Genomic DNA, 17591 nt, shown 5'->3' on the forward strand with positions numbered 1-17591 from the left:
CAGTTCGAGAGGCGGGCCTCCCGTAAGGGTCAAGGGTTCGACCGGCGGCGCTGCCTCCAAGGGTTGTGGACTCGACCGGCGGCGTCTTCCTTCAGGGACCCCTACGGGTTCGAGGGGAGGCGCCGCCTCGTGTTGTCATCCCTGGCGGCTCGCCATGTCATCCCAGAGCAGTACGCCGAGTTGGCTCCCGAGGCTGACGACTCTCACTGGCCGATTTGGTCAGATAGGCATCACCACTCCTCACCGATTCGGGTGAGAATGGCGGCGCTAAGCGAACGCCGCCGCCGACGACGGAGGTAAGGCACACATGGCACCGTACGAATCCGACGACAGCGCCCGGGCCGACGACGCGGCCGTGCTCGCGGCCGAGGCCGAGGAGGTGCGCTCGGCTCGGCGACGCAAGGCCGCGCGGTACCTCGTCCCGGTCACCGTGGTGGGCGTGGCGGCGGCGACCATCGGGCTCGTCCCGGCCTTCGCCGGCTCGGGCGACCCCGATCTGCCGAAGATCAGCGCGCAGGAACTCATCGAGAAGATCGCCGCATCGGACGTACAGCAGGTGTCCGGCACGGTGAAGATCACCACCGATCTGGGGCTGCCCGACTTGGGCGGTCTGGCCGACAGCCTCGGCTCGCAGATGCCCTCCGGGGGCTCCGGAGGCGACAGCGGTTCCGCCGCCGCCCCCTCCGCCAAGCTGCTCGAACTCGCCTCCGGCACGCACACCTTGCAGGTCGCGACCGACGGCCCCGACAAGCAGAAGCTGTCTCTGCTGGACGAGGCCGCCGAGTACAGCATCATCCACAACGGCGACGACCTGTGGGCGTACGACAGCGCCTCGAACGAGGTCTACCACGCGACCGACGCCGGTGAGGGCGAGGACAGTAAGGGCGGCGAGGACCGCAAGGACGCTCCCGACGCTTCCGAGGACGTGCCCGCCACGCCCCAAGAGCTCGCCGAGGAGGCCCTGAAGGCCGTCGACGACACCACGTCCGTGACCGTCGACGGGACCATGCAGGTCGCGGGGCGGGACGCGTACCGGCTGGTGATCGAGCCGAAGCAGTCCGGTTCGACGGTCGGCGCGATCTCCATAGCCGTGGACTCCGAGACGGGGCTGCCGCTGAAGTTCACGCTGACCCCGGCGAGCGGCGGCGCGGCCGTCGTGGACGCGGGCTTCACGAAGGTCGACTTCGGCAAGCCGAGCGCGTCGACGTTCGACTTCACGCCGCCGAAGGGCGCGAAGGTCACCGAGGCCGACGAGATGGAGGAGTCGGGCCACCACGACTCCAGGTTCGACGAGCTCGACAAGGGGCTGGGATCCAAAGACGCCGAGAACTCCAAGGCGTCCAAGGATGCCGCGGGCTCCGAGGAGGACTTCGCGAGCGGGCTCGACGGGCTGAAGACCATAGGCAAGGGCTGGAGCACCATCGCCGAGTTCGACACCGGCGCCGAGGGCGGCATGCCGGGCGGCGGCTCCGACTCGACCGGTGACGCCCGCGTCGACGGGTTCCTGAACTCCCTCGGCGACCAGGTCAAGGGCGACTTCGGCTCCGGTACGGTCTTCAAGACCCGGCTGATCAACGTCCTCTTCACGGACGACGGCAAGGTGTACGCGGGCGCCGTCACCAAGGACGCCCTGGTGAAGGCGGCCAACGCGGCCGAGTAGAACAGGAATTGAGGGAGCCCATGGAGGAGCTGTCCGCCGGGTCCACCGGGTCCGCTGGGTCCAACGGGTCCGCCGGGTCCGCTGTGTCCGCCCCGGACAAGGACACGGATACGGATGAGGCAGCGGGCGGGGGCGCGGGCTCGGCGGTGATCGCCACCCGCGCGCTCACCAAGCGCTACCGCGGCGGGCAGCTCGCCGTGGACGGCCTCGATCTGACCGTCCCGGCGGGCAGCGTCTTCGGGTTCCTCGGGCCCAATGGCTCGGGCAAGACCACCACCATCCGCATGCTGATGGGCCTGATCGAGCCCACCTCGGGCACCGCCCAGGTCCTCGGCCGCCCCATGCCGCGCGCCGCCAAGGCCGTACTGCCCCAGGTGGGCGCGCTCATCGAGGGGCCCGCGCTGTACGGGTTCCTCTCCGGCCGCGACAACCTGCTGCGGTACGACTCCGCCGACCCGACCGCCGACCCGCGCACCCGGCGTGCACGTGTCGCGGCCGCGCTGGACCGGGTCGGGCTCACGGCCGCCGCCGGCAAGAAGGCCAAGGCGTACTCGTTGGGCATGAAGCAGCGGCTGGGCCTGGCGGCGGCGCTGCTCCAGTCCCGCCGTCTCCTGGTGCTCGACGAGCCGACGAACGGGCTCGACCCGCAGGGGATGCGTGAGATACGCGCCCTGGTGCGGGAGTTGGCGTCCGACGGCACCACCGTCTTCCTCTCCTCGCATCTGCTGGACGAGATCGAGCAGGTGTGCAGCCATGCCGCCGTCATGGCGCAGGGGCGGCTGATCGCCCAAGGGCCGGTGAGCGAGCTGGCGGCCGGGGCGCGCGGGCGGCTCGTCGTCACCACGCCCGACGCGGCGGACGCGGCCCGAGTGCTGAAGGAGCAGGGCATCGGGGACGTCGTGGTGGAGGAGGGGGCCGAGGGTGCGGGGGCCCGGGTGACGGCGGAATCGCCGCCACCGGACCGCGACCTGGCCGAGCTGAACGCCGCGCTGGTCACCGCGGGCGTCCGCGTCCGCGGCTTCGGCCTCGAACAGGCCTCCCTGGAGGACGCGTTCGTGGCGCTCACGGGGGAGGGGTTCGATGTCGCGGGTTGAGACGTCTCGTGCTGAAGCCATGCCTGAGGCAGCTTCGCAGGCCGCCCGTGCTCCCGGCCTTCTGTGGACCTTCGGGTTGTTCCGCAGTGAGCTGGTGACGACGTTCCGGCGGTGGCGGACCATCGCGCTGCTCGGCGTACTCGCGGCCGTACCGATCCTGGTCGGTATCGCCGTGAAGATCGAGACCGGCGACGGGTCGTCGACGGGCGGCGGGCCGGGCGGTGGTGGCGGCGAAGGCCCGGCGTTCATCGCGCAGATCACCAACAACGGGCTGTTCCTGGTGTTCACGGCGCTCGCCGCGACCCTCCCCTTCTTCCTGCCGATGGCGGTCGGCGTGATCGCGGGAGACGCGATAGCGGGCGAGGCCAACGCGGGCACGCTCCGCTATCTGCTGGTCGCTCCGGCCGGCCGTACCCGGCTGCTGCTCACCAAGTACGCGACCACGATGACCTTCTGCGTGGTCGCCACCCTCGTCGTGGCGGCCTCCGCGCTGGCCGCGGGGGCGTTGCTGTTCCCGCTGGGCGATCTGACGACGATCTCCGGCACCCGTATCAGCTTCGCCGAGGGGCTCTTCCGGGCGCTGCTGATCGCGCTGGCGGTGGCCGCGTCACTGATCGGGATCGCGGCCCTCGGGCTGTTCATCTCCACGCTCACGAACAGCGGCATCGCGGCGATGGCGACCACGGTCGGGCTCCTCATCACCGTTCAGATCCTCGACCAGATACCTCAGCTCGACGCCCTCCACCCGTACTTCTTCTCCCACTACTGGCTGTCCTTCGCCGACCTCATGCGCGAGCCGGTCTACTGGGACGACCTGCAACGCAACCTCGGCCTCCAGGCCCTCTACGCGGCGGTGTTCGGATCGGCGGCGTGGGCGAGGTTCATGGCGAAGGACGTGACGGCGTAGGGGCGGCCGTTCCCGTCAGCGCGCCCGCCGCACGCACCCCATGCCGCCCCTTGACGCCGATCGGCACCCCGGCCAACGGCAGGGCCACACCGGTGGCGACCCGAGCATCCACCTCGGCGGCACACCGCAACGCGTCCTCCGGCCACACTTCGGCGAAGGCACACGACGAGCGGTCGACACGCTCGATCCGCCCCAGCGCCGCGGCGACAACATCTACGGCCGTCACCTCACTTGCTCGAACGGCGGCGGCGATTCGAACAGCGTCCACGCGGTTACTTCACTCGGGTGAGTACGACGGTCCAGTCCCCCGAAGGCGAGTGGAGGTCCTCGATCCGGTCCAGCTTCCACTCCTGGTCCTGGACCGGAAAGACATCTCCGGGTGCGAGAGAGTGGCGGGTTTCCGCGCCACCGGATTCGACGGAGAGCCTGACCGTCGGGGCCTGGTCTCTGGGCGCGTGAACATGGATGACGCTGAAGCTTCCGATGGGCCTGTTGGCCTGCGTGTTGGGTGAGAGTGCGATTACCTGAACTGTCATTTCGGTTCCAGAGTGGTGTAGAACGGCAGAAGGCTCGTCCGGAATTCCTCGAACGTCAATGGTTCCGGATGATCCTTGTTGTGCGGGTTACGCAAATGGATGCGTCCCTTGTCGTCCACTTCCGTGACCTCGTAGGCGTGACCGCCGGAGAGGTCCTTGGGCAGTGGCGGCTCCTCCACCCCCGGCTTGCGCGTGCCGACGACAATCGGGCAGTTGTCGGCCAGCTTCTCCCTGAAATGGTCGAGGACCTGCCGCTTCGCACTGCGACCTGTGTAGTCGTAACCGGTGGGAAGATCCCATGTCTCGGCCGGCACCCCGGTCAGCTGCACCAGCAATTCCGCGTGTTCATGCGATTTGGTGCCGACGCCCAACCGTACGTATCCAGTTCGCAGGTCGTCGGGCCTGTTGTGCGTGAGCTTCCACGATGCGGCACGCTCCTCGGTCCACGTCTGGTCGAGCCCGGCGACGGCCTTCTCCATGATGGGCGCCCACGCCGCTCCGGTTGTCACCGAGTCGGCGAAGGCGGGCCTGTCGGGGAGTGCGCTATGGACGGGCAGATCCGGTGTCACAGTCAGCTTGATCATGTCACCGGTCGGCTCGTACCGGCCGAAGCCGGCTGACTTCGCCCCATGGAAGCGGACCTCGTAGGTGCCGTCCTCGCTCTCACGGACGGCATTCGTGATGTCCTGCGGGCCGTGCCCGGCCACTGCTCCCAGTGTCGCGATGACGCCGCAGTCTCCGAGTTCGCCCTGCCTGGTCTGCTCCCGCGTCGGCGTCCCGTCGAAGAGCGGGGTGCGCGTGCCGTCCGGTCGGTCGAGTGGGGTCCCGTAGCGGTCCGGGGGGAACATCTTCTCGGGCACCTGGAAATCTGGTTTGTCGACGAAATCCGAGATCTCCCTGACCTGATCCGATTTCTCACCGAACATGCCCTTGATGCGGTCCAGTCGCGGGCCCTGCAACGGGATTTCGTCCGACGGGGCGGCGACGGCCTCCTCCGGCTCGACCGGGGGCGGGATGTCCGTGACCTCCAGGGGGGACGGTGCGTCCATGGCATCTGTCGGGGGTGAGGCCTCCGAGGCGGCCGGTGTGATCGGCTCGTTGTGGTCGACGAGGACCGATTCGGCTACGGAAGCCGGTACGTGGGCCTCCGGATTGGGGGCTCGCCCTGCCCGGAGTCTTCGACGGTCGTGGTCGGCTCATGGGGTTGCGGCTGCTCTGGCCCCGCCATCGGGTCCGGCGCCTCTGGAGAATCGGGTGCCTCCATGGGGTGGGGTGACTCCGGCGGCGTCGGTGTCTCCAGAGGGTTGTGAGCCTCCAGTTGCTCAGCGGTCTCGGACGGTTCGAGTGACTCCGGCGGCTCGGGTGCCTCGAACGTGGCAGGGTCCTGCGCAGGCTCGGCTGTCCCGATGGGTTCGGGGGCTTCGGCGGAGTCGGCAGCTTCAGTGGTCTCGAGTGCCTCGACCGGCTCAGGCGCCTCCTCTGCAGATTCAGGCTCAATCGCCTCATCTGACTCAGACGCCTCGAACGGCCCGGGGGCTTCGATCGGCTCGGCTGCTTCAGCGGACTCGGGTGCCTCGACCGACTCGGGTGCCTCGACCGGCTCGGGCGCCTCCGTCTCGTCTGCCGTCTCCGCCGCGCTGGGCACCTCGGTCGGGTCAGTGGCCTCCGTCGGAGCGGGCGGGGCCTCCGCAGCCGTTGCCGGTTCCGCCGTCTCCGTCGGCTCCGGTGCTTCCGGGGCCGGTGTCGGTGGTTGTTCCGGTTGGGGTGGGCGTTCCGTGGGCCGGTCGGTCATCAGAGGGCTTTCGGGGTGGTGCGGGTGCGGTAGAGGCGTATCCAGGGGAGCGTCTTGCGCTGCCACGCCTCGCGGGCCACGTGGACGAAGACGCAGGCGCGGTAGTCGGACAGGGCCGCGGGCGCTGCGGTGCCCTGGTCGGGGAGCCGGACGGTGTCGGCGAGCTCGGCGATCCAGGCCGACGTCGACCCCCACCAAGCGGCCTGCTCGTCCTTGGACTTGGGGTACGACGTTTCACCCGCTCCCGCAGCTCCTTGCCGTGCTCGGGCCATACCGCGGTGGACGCGCGGGAGCGGAACGCGCAGCGGTGCCGACAGCCCTCGCACTCTGGGAAGGGCGCCAGGGCCTTCGCCGCCGCCGGCACCGAGGCGGTGAACGCGTGGAAGCGGTCTCCGAGTTGGGTAGGTGTGGCCAGGACGGCTCGCTCCAGCCCCGCCTCGCGGGCCGCCTGAGCGCGCACGTTCGGAACCGCGACCAGAGCCGGGCGATCCAGTCGGTCGTGGTGGACGAAGGACTGGAAGGGCGCCAGGGCGGCGGCATACCGCTCCTGGTCCGGCGAGAACCGCATGGTGCCGCCGATCAGCTCACGGTCCGCCGCCGACGGCAGCCGGTGCATCACCTTGAGGTTGGTGTTCTTGTAGGCGTCCTCCACCAGTTTGCCCGGTACCTGCTCGACGATCACGACACCCTCGCCGTACTTGCGATTCTCGGCGAGGGTGTTGGCGAACGCCTGGGCCGCACGGGCCTGCGCGTTGCCCTCCTTGGCGTCCCCGGACTGCGCGAGGGGCTGCCCGAGCAGCCGATGTGCCTCCTCTATCACGGTGACGTGGGCGAGGGAGCCGCCGCCGCGGTTCGCCTTGTAGTACTCGGTCATCGCCTGCAGGGTCAGCGCGGTGACCAGCGACTGCTCCTTCTCGTTGTCGCCGACCGCCGCCAGTTCCACCACCACCGGCCGGTTCAGCAGATCGGCCACGGGGTACGACCGCGCCACGTCCAGCGTGCTGCCGCAGGCACCCTCGGCCAGCGACTGGGCACGCAGCAGCGAGGCGGCCACGATGTTGTCCCGGATCTCGCCGGAATAGTCGAGCGCCTCGCACTGCCGCCGCATCTCGGCGATGAAGTCCCGCAGGCCGGGCCACTCGTGATCCGGTCCTGCGATGTCTGTCGGCACGAGGCCCTTGCGTGCATAAGTGGCCCGCAGTGCCCGGTTGTAGATGCTCGGCAAGGGGTCCCACAGACCGAACGCCGCGTCGAAGCAGGCCATCAGCCCGGCCGTATGGGTGCTGATCCGCACCCCGGTCGGCACCTCGAAGGGGTTCAGCCGCAGCGGGGCCGTCGTCTCGTCGCCCACAGTGAGGACCAGAAGGTCCTCGAAGCCGGGTCGGGTGGCGAGCCAACGGTAGTCGTCCAGGTCGGAGTTGACCGGCTCCAGCACCAGGAACGGCACCCGGTGGTCGCGCCACAGCTGCTCGCAGAACGCCAGCGTTGTGTTCGTCTTGCCGGATCCGGTGGTCCCTACGAACAGGGCGTGCCGGGTGAGGTCGTCCAGGCCGATGCCGAGAGGGCCCGCCGGCCTGTCGTGGACGAGTTGGCGACCCAGGGTGATCGTGGGCCCGTCCGCGCGGTACGCCGTCCCGCCGGCCAGGCCGGGGCGCCGTACCGGAAAGCCGGTCATGTGGCCGCTCACCGCCAGCGGCAGCCGGAACGCCGACCCCGCCTCGCGGGCGTCCACCAGCTCCGCGAGCAGCCGCAGCTGCGGAGAGAGCGGCTCGGGCAGCTGCCAGCAGTGGTCGCCGCCCCAGCGAGCCTGCTCCAGGGTGGTCAACCCCTCCCATGCGGCCGGGAGTTCACCGGGCCCGGGCCAGGCCACGCTGTGCGCTGGACCGGTGAACGTCTCCGTGAGCGCCCCCTCCTCGCGTGCCCGCTCCGGCGGGGACACCGTGGCCCCGACCAGCTCGGCCAGCGACTCGGGCAGTGGCGCGGGTGAGGCCAGGGCGACCCGAATGCGGAAGGCGCGACCGGTGTAGCGGCGCGCGGCGTCGGAGTACACCCGGGAGGCGTCCACCGCGAAGGCGTCCGGGGCGAGCTGCGCGCCCGGAGACCACAGGCCGTCCGGTAACTGGCCCTGCGTCCCCAGCCGGCCGTACTGCGTGGCGATGGTGTGCAGCAGCGGGCCGAGGTCGTCCGGTATGACGTACGGCTCCAGGCCGATCGTCAGCATCACCGGGTACGGATGCTCGGCCAGCGCCTGCCACAGTGCGTCCCACGGCGGCGCTGATGCGGTGAATGGCTGCGGCGAGAGGTAGTATCGTACGCCCGCGTCCGGCCGGTTGGGCACGCCGGTGCGATACCGCTTGCGGATCTCGGCCACACCCGCGACAGGGTCGGGCGTGAACGGGGTCAGCAGCCGCGCCACCTCGGTCGGGTCCTCGACCGGGGTCGCGTGCACATGTCGGGGCAGCGCGGCCAGCCGGGCGCGCAACGCGAGTGCGGCGGCCTCCGCTCGGTCGGGAGTGGCCGCAGAGACGCGGCCGAGTAGAGAGCAGGTGATCCGGCGCTCCGCTGGGCCGGTGACGTAACGCAATTCGACGCGCTCGCCGTGTGCCACGTCCCACTGCCCGGTTAGCCAGGCTGCCTCGGCGGCGACCGCCTTGATCCGACGGTCGTCCTCCGTGAGATCCGCGTACTCCTGGGGCTCCGTGAGGTCGGCGGCGGCGTCGATGCGTACCGCTGCCCAAGCCCAGACGGTCGTGCCGTCGGCGACGGTCACCACTCCGGTCGTTGGCCCGTCGATGGGGCTCAACTCCTGTTCCAAGATGTTGCGTTCGGGCCCTGGGGGGATACGTGCGGGGCTGTCGGCGGAGCCGTGGGTATGTGGCCAGCCGACGGATACCCCTGAGCGGGCTGAGCCGGCGCCGAGTACATCGGCGGGGCAGGGGGGCCGGGCGGTGCACTCGGGGCGGGGACCGGGGCCGACTGGATCGGGGGCTCCTGGCCAAAGGCCGAGGTGAGGGGCACCTCGATGCCCTGGATCGCGATCTCCACGCCCTCACGTGCAGCCGAGTGCACCGCTTCCCGCATGGCGCGCGGGCGGTCGGTGCGCAGCATCTGGTTGAGGCTGTCCGAGCGGTTCAGTATGGAGGCGACGATGTCTTTCACGAAGTGCCCGATCACCACGGCGCCGGAGCGGCTGCGCCACATCGTCCAGCCGACGTAGAGACTGGTGCCATAGGCGAAGACGGTCACGTAGGCCACGTACCGGCCGCTGGTGACGACCAGCCGGTTGTGGACCACCTCTGGTGCGATGTCGCTGCGGATCCGGGCGGGAACGGCGGTGACGGGGATCCGGCGACGGGTCAGCGCGCCGTAGATCGTCGCGTACGCGGAGGAGGAGGCCGCGGCCTTGTCCTCCAGAAGCGTCTTCCGCTACGAGATCGGCTCGTTCTGCCGGACCAGCAGGAAGACGACCCAGAAGGTGGTGATCGACAGGATCAGGCCGGGGCCGATGGCCTCGAAGCTGCCTGCGAAGAGGGCGGGCAGCAGACCGAGGACGAAGAAGACCAGGAAGGACGCCACGGTCGCCTGGAACCACAGCTGCCTGATCGTCCTGAACTCCACCGACTCGTCGAAGCTCAGCTCGACGTCCCGGTACTGCAGTGTCTGATTGCGGTACGACCCGTTCGGACCCACCGCGCCGGAGGCCGCCCAGTCTGCGGGACCTGGCGTCCCTGCCGGTTCCGTCATCTCCGTTACCCGTCCCCGTTCGTACCTCGTGTCGCCGTGATCACGCGGCCCATACCCGAGTGCGATGCGTGCACGATTCTCGTACGCAAGTCGCCCATGGGTTCAGTCGATTGATCACCCTAGACCAGAGGTCTGACAATCGGTCACCGGCCCGGTGCTGACGGGAGTGAGGCCTGAGGTGCATGCCTCAGGCAGCAGCTTCGGCGGCCTCCGCTGTGTCGTACGGGAAGCATGCGAACGGCACTTCGCGCGGATAACGTCTTGGCGCGCGACAGCGCCTCCGCGTCGCGGGGTATGTCGCCGGGCTTGAATGCGTCGACAAGACATGCCCATGCATGTGAATTCCCTCGAGGGGTGGAGGAAGGCGGGGGCCTGAGGCGGACCGGGGGTGGTCAGCCGGTGTCCACGGTCCCGTCGCTGGTCGGCAGGTCCAGGAGGAGGGCCATGACGCCGACGAGGGTGGCGCCGCTGACGATCTCGCGGCGGGTGATCATGGCCGGAATCTCGGCGAGCGGAATCCATTCCAGCCGGTCGGACTCGTTCCGCTCGGTGGGCTCGCCGATCCGCCGGGCGTCGTCGGTCCGGAACACGAAGTGCTGGGTATCGCTGATCCCAGCGGCGGGCTGCGCGTAGATCAGCTCCCGCAGCGACCCCGGACGCCACCCCGTCTCTTCCTCCAACTCCCGCGCCGCCGCTTCCTCGGGCCGTTCCCCCTCCTCGACCAGCCCCATGGGCAACTCCCAGCCCCAAGCGTCCGTGACGAAACGGTGCCGCCACATCATCAGCACCCGCCGCCGCTCGTCCACGGCCGCGGTGACGGCCAGATCCCGCAGCCGAACCACGTGGTAGTCGCACCGGGTGCCGTCAGGTTGCTCCACATCCAGCGACCGCAACCGCACCCAAGGGGTGTCGTGGATCGCGCGTTCACCGTGGACGGTCCATCGCATGGCAATGCCTGCTTTCTCCGGTTTCCGGGGTGGGGCCACTACTGGTACCAGCGGAACTGGCCTGCGGCCACGCGAAGCAGTGTGCTCTCCTCACCGTGCCGGGCCACGAGTTGGAGGCCGACCGGACAGCCGTCGGAGTCGAGGCCGGCCGGGATGCTCATGGCCGGGTGGCCGCTGAGGTTGAACGCCCAGGTGAGGGCCGTGGAGTAACGGTCGCCGGGGCCGTCGTGGCCGTGTGGGGGGTTGGGGGTGGTGGGGGTCAGGATCAGGTCGGCCGCGGTGAAGAGGTCGGCGAGGCGCCGGTCGTTCTCCGTACGAAGCCCGCGGGCCCTTCGCACGGCCGCCGGGTCGGTGTTCGGTGCAGCACGCAGGGCCAGCCACGCGGTTCCCGGGTCCTCCAGGCGTACGGGTTCGTCCCGCCGTATGAACCGGAGGAGGCCGGTGTCCGCGAGGCGGAGTGCGGCGGCGTGGGCGGTCGCGGCGGGCTCGGTGTCGGTGTCGGCGAAACCGAGGTCGGGCGACCAGAGGGCGGTGACGGGGGGCGGCGTGTCCCAGATCAGGGTCGGCTCCTCGTGGCCGGTGTGCCCGACTTCCTCCGCAGCGCTGCCCCCTACCCAGCGCCAGTACGCCGCTGCGTCGGAGGTGTACCGGGTAATGACGCCGGCAGCGGCGAGCCCGGCACGGTCGGGGGAGGACAGGCGCCCGTTGGTGGTCTTCAGGCCGACGACGCCGCACCACGCCGCCGGGATCCGTACCGACCCGGCGCCATCCGTGCCGGTCGCCATCGGGACCAGGCCGGCGGCCACCGCCGCCGCGGACCCGGCGGAGGAGCCGCCCGGAGTCCGGTCGGGGCGCCAGGGGTTCACGGTCCGGCCACCGGCGCCAAGGCCCCAGGTCTGCCAGGGAGTTCCGGGCCCGGGAACGGAGGTCGCCCCCACGGGCACACACCCGGCCGCCATCAACGCCCGAGCCGCAGTGGTACGTAACCCGGCCCGTCCCTTGACCCCGATCGGCACGCCCGCCAACGGCAGCCGCACACCGGCCGCGACCCGCTCGTCCACCTCCGCCGCCCACCGCGACGCCTCCTCCGCCCACACCTCGATGAACGCACACAGCGTGGGCTCCGCCGCCTCGATCCGGGCGAGCGATGCGGCGACCACGTCGACGGCACGAAGCTCGCGCGTGCGTACGCCGGCGGAGATCTGCTCGGCCGAGAGCGTCACGAAGTCGTCGGGCGGGAGGGAGATGAGAGGAGGGGGCGCGAGCGGTTGGGAAGCAAACGGCGCAGCGAGAGGGCTTGGGGAGCGGTGCGGCGGGGAGCCGGTCGCGTTGGGCTGCATGGGCTTCTCGGGCTTCGTCACGGTGGATCAGCGGCTCGGGCCGCCTGGGGTGGGCGGGTTCGGAGGAGTGGGCATCTGAGTGCGGGAGGGTATGGACGGCTTGGGGGCTGGGGTGGCTCGTACCGCCGTCCGTGCCCCGAGACGGACGCACCAAGTGGAACGGCGTATATCAGTCTTCCGGAGCGTCCAGGAAGGCGGTCGGGGCTAAGAACTCCGTGCTCGCACCAGCGGCGGCGACCAGACGGCGGACGGTTGGGGCGGCGTCGAGGATGTCCGCCCGTGCGGGAGCAGGGCACGGCTCACCCGCGACACGTGCCTGCCGGAAGTCGGAACGAACCTGCTGAGCCAGCTCGCTGGAGGACGCTCCTGGCCCAATGCTCATGGCATCTTCACCCTTCCTCTCCACAGGCCACGGTTGGTGCCTTGGCCGCAAGAAGCAATGATTTCGGCCGACGGGACGGCGGTCACGGAAATCAATGAAATCAGGCGGTGGCGCACCGAGTCCGGGGTGTGCCGACCTCGCAGTCGGTGCCGTTCGCGGGCGGTGGGGGCCGTCCGCCATGTTCACCCCAGACCGGCGGATGGCCGTCTCCGAGGCCGCCCGCCCTGACCCGGGGAGGCAAAAGCGCGGACGGCCGACTGCGGGGCCACTACCGGCCGAGCGGACCGTGGCCGGTGCGGCAGCGGGGGCTGCGGCACGGGGGCCGGCCCAGGGACACGGGCGCGAGCGTGGCCGCGCCGGGGGCGTACGCGGTCGGCACTGTCACGCCGAACCGGCGCCCGTCGCCGTCGAGACGGTAGGTGCTGATCGTCAGGCGCGACGTTCCCGGCTCGGGCGGAGTTCCGGCCTTCACGACGGCACCTCCCACCCGGTGACCACGCATTCCACACGGTCGGCGCACGCGCGCATCTCGCCGAGCCGGGGCCACGGTCACCGTGCGACGTGTGGTCACCGCTCCCCCTCCCTACGGCGCGCCTCGGTCAGGAGGGAGAGCACGTCCGGCACGGGCGGGAAGTGCGGGGCGCAGTCCGGGCAGGCGTACACGTTGAAGCCGGGACCGGTCGCCTGGTGCACCTCGGAGACGATGACCGGCCGGTCGGTGACCACGTCGCAGCGGACGCACATCCGCACCGGCCGCCGCTCCTGCCGCTCGGGGCGACCGGGCGCGGCAGTCCAGCCGGCGCACGGGCCGCACGCGGGTCCGTCCCGGAACGTCCCGTCCGGCTCGGGGACGGTCAGTGTCTCCAGCGGGCTCGCGGCGGTGCCGCAGTCCCCACGGTCCCCACATGCTGGGAACCACGTCGAGTTGAAGGCGTCGCGGTGGTCGCCGTCGTGCCCGCCGGGCAGGAGGCAGGGCAGGCGGTGACTGCCCGGCCGCCCCGGACGCTGCCAGTCGTACCGGCGTGCCCCGCACAGTTTCGCTTCGGGGGCCGCCTCGGAGGCTGCCTCGGGGTGCTCGGGAGTCGTGTTCATCGGGCCACCGCCTCAGCGCCGATCAGGTGCCGGTCGAGGTCGACGCCGAGGTCAGGGACCAGGACCAGGGCGGTGCGGCGCCTGTGTTGCAGAGCCCGCTCATGACTGGCGCGTTCCCGCTTCCACACGATCACGTACGGGCGGACCATGGCCGCCGTTTCGCCGTCGAGGACAGGGTGAAGCCCGTACGGGGAACGGTGGGCGGGAAGCCGCAGGGCGGTGCTGAGGGGCGCCTCGGGCCGTTGCTCGGAGGCCGGTACGGCCGGGTCCATGGTGGCCCGGCGCTTGCCGGTACCGGGCGCGAACACGCCCAGCAGCCACGCGAGCAGTACAACGATAAAGTTTCGCATAGCCGAAGCTCCTATCTTCGGTCAGCCCCTGGGGATCGGCCCTTGCCCGGCCGCCCTGGGGGCGTTTTGCGCACTTGGAGAATCGAGACTAGCTGACTAGTAGACTACATCGATAGCCGACTAGTGGAATTGCTCGCACGCTGAATACATGAATCTTGATCGCTCAGTGCCGTTCGCCCCGCAGGTTGCCGATGATCTCCGGCGCAGGCTGGACGCCGGCGAATGGCGCAGCGGGGACAAGCTCCCCGGCACCGTGGCGCTGAGCGCCGAGTACGACATCAGCCAGTCGACAGCCGTGCGCGCCGTGGCAGTGTTGGTGTCGGAGGGGCGGTTGCGCAAAGAGATCCCGCGAGGGTTCTACGTGGTGTAGCGCCCAACTCGCCTACAAGAAGTGGCAGTTGAGCGCGTAGTCTGCCTGCTGACCTGCGGGGTGTGACTCGTGCGCCCTGGTGGCTCTCTGCCGGTCATGGTCGCTGTATCGAAGCCTCAAGGGTTGCGGGACGGGAGGACCGGGCAGAGGAGCCAGGGAGGGTTGACAAACGCACGGGAGGGGGGCCAGGGCGGGGATCAGGAGTGCCGACGCTCACTCGGAGCCCACCTCGCGCGGTTGAGCGTGACGCGAGCAAGGGACAGCGGGAGCTGGTCGAAGAACTCTGCTCTGTCCGGTGTCCAGTCCGTCCCCTCGGCGCGGTGTCCTGGTGGGCGCGAGGGGCTACCTACCCGAAGCGTGGCTGCCGTTCCACGCCCGCGCCCTCGAAGCTCCGGCCGTCGAATTGGAGCGTCGAGGGCGTTTACGTGCGGGGTGAGACCGACAGCCCGCCCGCCCCGAGGGCCACCGTATGGCGGGGCGGGCGGGTACGCGGAGCCGTAGGGCCTGGGGCAGTGGGACGGGTCCTGGGTTTTGGGCGGTCGTACATGCGGGCCATCCACGGCGCAGTCGTCCAGGTCCAGCAGTTCGGCGCGGCGCAGCTCGCCCAGCAGGGCGGCATGTGGGCGGGGCCAGTCCCCCGGCTGGCGCCAGGTCGTCACTCCGGAGCAACCCACGGTCTCCGCGGAGACATCACGCCAGGCGACACCGTTCCGCAACACATACATGACGCCGGCGAGCGCAGTTCGGTCGGGAACACGCAACCGCCCCGGATGGCGACGGCGCCGCTCGGGAGCAGGGGGCAGCAGCGGAGCCACTCGCTCCCACAGGTCGTCAGGAACAAGATCAGCGGGCATCTCGGGCACACTGCCGACCAAGATCGACGAGCGCAGGACTCGCAGCCCAACTCAGTCTGAAACGACAGCAACTGATCCCGCGAGCGCTGGCCTGGCTGATCGCTTCAAGATCTGCCAAGGTCTGGGGGCATGAGCAGACAAGACGACGTGTGGGAACTGATCCACCTCATCAACACGAAGATGGAAAGCGCGGCCGCGTCCGGCGACCTGCGCACAGTCCTGACGTCAGGCGATCTCCCGGAAGTGCTGCAGCTCGACGCGATACTCGCAGAGGGCAGCGCGGACATCGATGTCAGCATGACGGCCGTCGCGCAGCACCTGCTGGGCACGCTGCGCTGGTACCGGTCTCAACTGGTGCCCGAAGGCGAGGGACACGGCGACTACGATGCCGCGCTGGCCTTGTTCGAGCTGCCCTTCGTCCTGGGGCTGGACGACATCCCGGAGCCCATGCTCCCCGCACTCGCGGAACGGGCGGTGCCCGCAGCCGCTTCATTCCAACAGGGGGCGTCCGGGACGAAGTCCCCGGCTGAGGTCGAGAGCGCGATCATGTTGTCCCAGCAGATCGTGACACACCTCGTTCCCGACCACCCCTTCCGTCCCGCGATGACCGCCAATCTGGGCCATATGCTGATGCTCCGGTTCGAGGACAGCGGCTCGGCGGAGGATCTCGACCAGTCCATCGAACTGCTTGAGGCGGCGCTGGCCAGTGCCGTCGACCAGCGAGAAGCCATTCTTTCCACCTTGGTGCAGGCGCTCAGGCGCCGGCTGGCGGCCACTGCCGACCCTGCGGATCTGGACCGGGTGATCGAGTGCTGTGAAGCCGGCCGCGGCAGCGCCTGTTGATGACGAAGCCGCCGTCAAATGGCTGAGCGGCTTGGGCGACTCCCTGCTCAACCGATTCGAACGCGTCGGCGCCGACTCCGATCTGGACCGGGCGATAGACGTCAAGAGGCGGGCGCTCGGCGCCGACCGTGCGCGCCTCCTCGACCACACCGCCATGAAGTACGACCTCGCCTACGCACTGTCGCGCCGCTTCAACCGCACCCGCTCGGCGACGGATCTCGCCGAAGCGATCAACCTCGCCAGGTCCGCGGTGGAAGCCGCCGAGCCCGACCACGTCTTCCGCGCCCCGACGCAGAACCTGCTGGAAGCCATGCTGAGGGTGAACACCTCGCGGCCCGACTCATTGTGAAACGGTCAGTTGGGCGAGTTGGTATTCACGTTCAGCTCGATCGCGGACTTGCCTCCGTTGTCGGCGTCGGTCTGTCCATACACGATGCCGTCGTTCAGGAGTGAACGGATGTTGATGGTCCGCCGCGTGTCGTCGCCCTGGAGACAGAGGCCTGACTTGACGTCGAAGATGACGGAATTGAGGCCGAGGTAGCGATCGTTCGGGGAGGCCACGGCGTCGGCCACGTCGCCCGTGTCCCCCTCGCCGCACGCCGTACTGGCCAGGAGACGGCCGGTGTTCAGGTCAGGTCGTGTGCGGACCACCAGCCGGTGTCCGAGTCGTCATCGGCTTTCCGGTGGGCGAGGAACAAGCCGGTGCGGACGGCAGCGAAGTTCCCGCTCACGTACCCGCCGCTGGAGTTCTTTCCCGGGTCAGCTTCCTTCAGCGCGATGTCCTGGGAGGCCCATCCACCCTTGACGCCAAACCCGCCCAAGTTGTTGGTTGCCACAGGCCCCTTCGGGGTGACGGCCACTACAGCCGTCACATACGCCGACGTGAGCGTCGCCATCTCGACGGGGCCGATGCCGCCGGGCACCGGGGTGAGGTGTTGTGAGATGTCGTACGCGGCCCGCTGGACGCCCCCCTTCACGCTGCCGTCCGGCTGCGGTACGAACCCGGAGTCGACGACGAACCGGTGGTGCGGGCGGAGGTGGTCGGGGCCGAGGATGCCTGGGGTGCCGGTGACGGAGACGACGATGTCGGCGTCGCGTACCCGCCGTAGATCGTCGCCGACGTCGAGTTCCATGAACGGGTGGCCCTGTTCGCGCAGGGTGGTGACGACGCCCCGGCCGACGAGACCCCTTGCTGCCGACCACTGCGATCACCGGGTCGTCCTTGGCGAAGGGCTCGACCACGCGGCAGATGCCCTCGGCAGTGGCGCACGCGTTGTAGGGCGAGCGGCCCTTGGTGAGCGCGTCGATGTCCTTGGCCGGGTCCATCCGCTGGACGAGCGGCTGCAGATGGGCCGGCGGCGGGAACTGCACGGTGATCGCCCGGGTCGTGGGATCCTGGTTGGCGCGCTCCAGCGCCTCGGCGAACCGACGCATGTGTCGTGCCGGGGCGGTATCACCACGTGCTTTACATGGAAGCCGAGGTGCCCGAAGCTCTTTACCCTCTGCTCGGCGAAGACCTTCGACGTCTCCAGTTTCACTTCCAGTCGGGCGGATGGTTCTCCGCAGGCTGGAAGCGGATGGTCGCCACCCGCTGTCCTGTCGGGGCCACGACGTCCCGGTACGGGCGTTCAATCCTTGGCCCGGCACAGTACTTCGCGCCCCGACACATGCTGGGTCATC

At 69.9% G+C, this 17591-nt stretch carries 21 protein-coding genes; 6 read left to right on the top strand and 15 right to left on the bottom strand.

All coding sequences use genetic code 11. From position 1 onward, the window contains the following. Positions 1-307 precede the first annotated feature (307 nt). From F3T56_RS17280 to F3T56_RS17290, 3 genes are read left to right on the top strand one after another with little or no spacing between them, the layout of a single operon-like run. Complete coding sequence (locus tag F3T56_RS17280; RefSeq protein WP_149826061.1) at positions 308-1660, top strand: LolA family protein; 1353 nt, start codon at positions 308-310, stop codon at positions 1658-1660. Positions 1661-1680: 20 nt separating this feature from the next. Continuing rightward, positions 1681-2754, top strand: a complete 1074-nt coding sequence (locus F3T56_RS17285; RefSeq protein WP_246203661.1) for an ABC transporter ATP-binding protein — start codon at positions 1681-1683, stop codon at positions 2752-2754. After that, positions 2741-3661 carry an ABC transporter permease gene (locus F3T56_RS17290; RefSeq protein ID WP_149826062.1) on the top strand — a complete coding sequence of 307 codons (921 nt, stop codon included), beginning with the start codon at positions 2741-2743 and terminating at the stop codon, positions 3659-3661. The genes F3T56_RS17285 and F3T56_RS17290 overlap by 14 nt, the downstream gene beginning before the upstream one ends. Here F3T56_RS17290 and F3T56_RS17295 read toward each other — a convergent pair. The 12 genes from F3T56_RS17295 to F3T56_RS17345 form a co-directional block, all read right to left on the bottom strand. Then, positions 3636-3929 (bottom strand): amidase family protein, encoded by a 294-nt coding sequence (locus tag F3T56_RS17295; protein ID WP_149826063.1) that lies wholly within the window; start codon positions 3927-3929, stop codon positions 3636-3638. The two genes, F3T56_RS17290 and F3T56_RS17295, sit on opposite strands and share 26 nt — an antisense overlap. Positions 3930-3933: 4 nt before the next feature. Continuing rightward, the gene (locus tag F3T56_RS50075; protein WP_425473579.1) at positions 3934-4197 is read right to left on the bottom strand and encodes a DUF6406 domain-containing protein; all 264 of its coding nucleotides are present in this window, start codon (positions 4195-4197) and stop codon (positions 3934-3936) included. Continuing rightward, a complete protein-coding gene (locus tag F3T56_RS17300; protein ID WP_149826064.1) occupies positions 4194-5246 on the bottom strand; it encodes a calpain family cysteine peptidase in 1053 nt (350 codons plus the stop codon). Before F3T56_RS17300 ends, F3T56_RS50075 begins: the two co-directional genes overlap by 4 nt. A 606-nt stretch (positions 5247-5852) precedes the next feature. Further along, positions 5853-8792 carry an ATP-binding protein gene (locus tag F3T56_RS17305; protein ID WP_149826065.1) on the bottom strand — a complete coding sequence of 980 codons (2940 nt, stop codon included), beginning with the start codon at positions 8790-8792 and terminating at the stop codon, positions 5853-5855. Then, the gene (locus F3T56_RS17310) at positions 8789-9283 is read right to left on the bottom strand and encodes a hypothetical protein (protein ID WP_149826066.1); all 495 of its coding nucleotides are present in this window, start codon (positions 9281-9283) and stop codon (positions 8789-8791) included. The genes F3T56_RS17305 and F3T56_RS17310 overlap by 4 nt, the downstream gene beginning before the upstream one ends. 132 nt (positions 9284-9415) lie before the next feature. Continuing rightward, positions 9416-9733, bottom strand: coding sequence for a hypothetical protein (locus F3T56_RS17315; RefSeq protein ID WP_149826067.1), 318 nt, complete (start codon positions 9731-9733; stop codon positions 9416-9418). 392 nt (positions 9734-10125) lie between these two features. Next, positions 10126-10680, bottom strand: coding sequence for an NUDIX domain-containing protein (locus F3T56_RS17320; protein ID WP_149826068.1), 555 nt, complete (start codon positions 10678-10680; stop codon positions 10126-10128). 38 nt (positions 10681-10718) lie between these two features. Continuing rightward, on the bottom strand, positions 10719-12041 hold the full coding sequence (locus F3T56_RS17325) for an amidase (RefSeq protein WP_246203662.1): 1323 nt from the start codon (positions 12039-12041) through the stop codon (positions 10719-10721). Positions 12042-12189: 148 nt separating this feature from the next. Beyond that, complete coding sequence (locus tag F3T56_RS17330; RefSeq protein WP_149826069.1) at positions 12190-12402, bottom strand: hypothetical protein; 213 nt, start codon at positions 12400-12402, stop codon at positions 12190-12192. 268 nt (positions 12403-12670) lie between these two features. Beyond that, positions 12671-12874, bottom strand: a complete 204-nt coding sequence (locus F3T56_RS17335) for a hypothetical protein (RefSeq protein ID WP_149826070.1) — start codon at positions 12872-12874, stop codon at positions 12671-12673. A gap of 95 nt (positions 12875-12969) precedes the next feature. After that, positions 12970-13494 carry a hypothetical protein gene (locus tag F3T56_RS17340; RefSeq protein WP_149826071.1) on the bottom strand — a complete coding sequence of 175 codons (525 nt, stop codon included), beginning with the start codon at positions 13492-13494 and terminating at the stop codon, positions 12970-12972. Further along, positions 13491-13844 carry a hypothetical protein gene (locus F3T56_RS17345; RefSeq protein ID WP_149826072.1) on the bottom strand — a complete coding sequence of 118 codons (354 nt, stop codon included), beginning with the start codon at positions 13842-13844 and terminating at the stop codon, positions 13491-13493. Before F3T56_RS17345 ends, F3T56_RS17340 begins: the two co-directional genes overlap by 4 nt. A 148-nt stretch (positions 13845-13992) precedes the next feature. Here F3T56_RS17345 and F3T56_RS17350 point away from each other — a divergent pair, with 148 nt between their 5' ends. Beyond that, entirely contained in the window at positions 13993-14214 is a 222-nt protein-coding gene (locus F3T56_RS17350; RefSeq protein ID WP_149826073.1) for a winged helix-turn-helix domain-containing protein, read from the top strand. 197 nt (positions 14215-14411) lie between these two features. On the opposite strand, the gene F3T56_RS50080 is transcribed toward F3T56_RS17350, so the two are convergent. Continuing rightward, complete coding sequence (locus F3T56_RS50080) at positions 14412-15068, bottom strand: transposase (RefSeq protein WP_425473580.1); 657 nt, start codon at positions 15066-15068, stop codon at positions 14412-14414. A 129-nt stretch (positions 15069-15197) separates the two neighbouring features. On the opposite strand from F3T56_RS50080, the gene F3T56_RS17360 reads away from it, so the two are divergent. Continuing rightward, positions 15198-15911 carry a hypothetical protein gene (locus tag F3T56_RS17360; RefSeq protein WP_149826074.1) on the top strand — a complete coding sequence of 238 codons (714 nt, stop codon included), beginning with the start codon at positions 15198-15200 and terminating at the stop codon, positions 15909-15911. Between the two features lie 31 nt (positions 15912-15942). Continuing rightward, a complete protein-coding gene (locus F3T56_RS17365; RefSeq protein ID WP_149826075.1) occupies positions 15943-16260 on the top strand; it encodes a tetratricopeptide repeat protein in 318 nt (105 codons plus the stop codon). A 5-nt stretch (positions 16261-16265) separates the two neighbouring features. Here F3T56_RS17365 and F3T56_RS17370 read toward each other — a convergent pair whose 3' ends face one another. Together F3T56_RS17370 and F3T56_RS17375 are read right to left on the bottom strand one after the other, a co-directional pair. Further along, complete coding sequence (locus F3T56_RS17370; protein WP_149826076.1) at positions 16266-16562, bottom strand: hypothetical protein; 297 nt, start codon at positions 16560-16562, stop codon at positions 16266-16268. Next, on the bottom strand, positions 16538-17044 hold the full coding sequence (locus tag F3T56_RS17375) for a FolD family protein (RefSeq protein ID WP_149826077.1): 507 nt from the start codon (positions 17042-17044) through the stop codon (positions 16538-16540). Before F3T56_RS17375 ends, F3T56_RS17370 begins: the two co-directional genes overlap by 25 nt. Positions 17045-17591 lie beyond the last annotated feature (547 nt).

This window comes from Streptomyces tailanensis, from assembly GCF_008386495.1.
Classification (GTDB): Bacteria; Actinomycetota; Actinomycetes; order Streptomycetales; family Streptomycetaceae; genus Streptomyces; species Streptomyces tailanensis.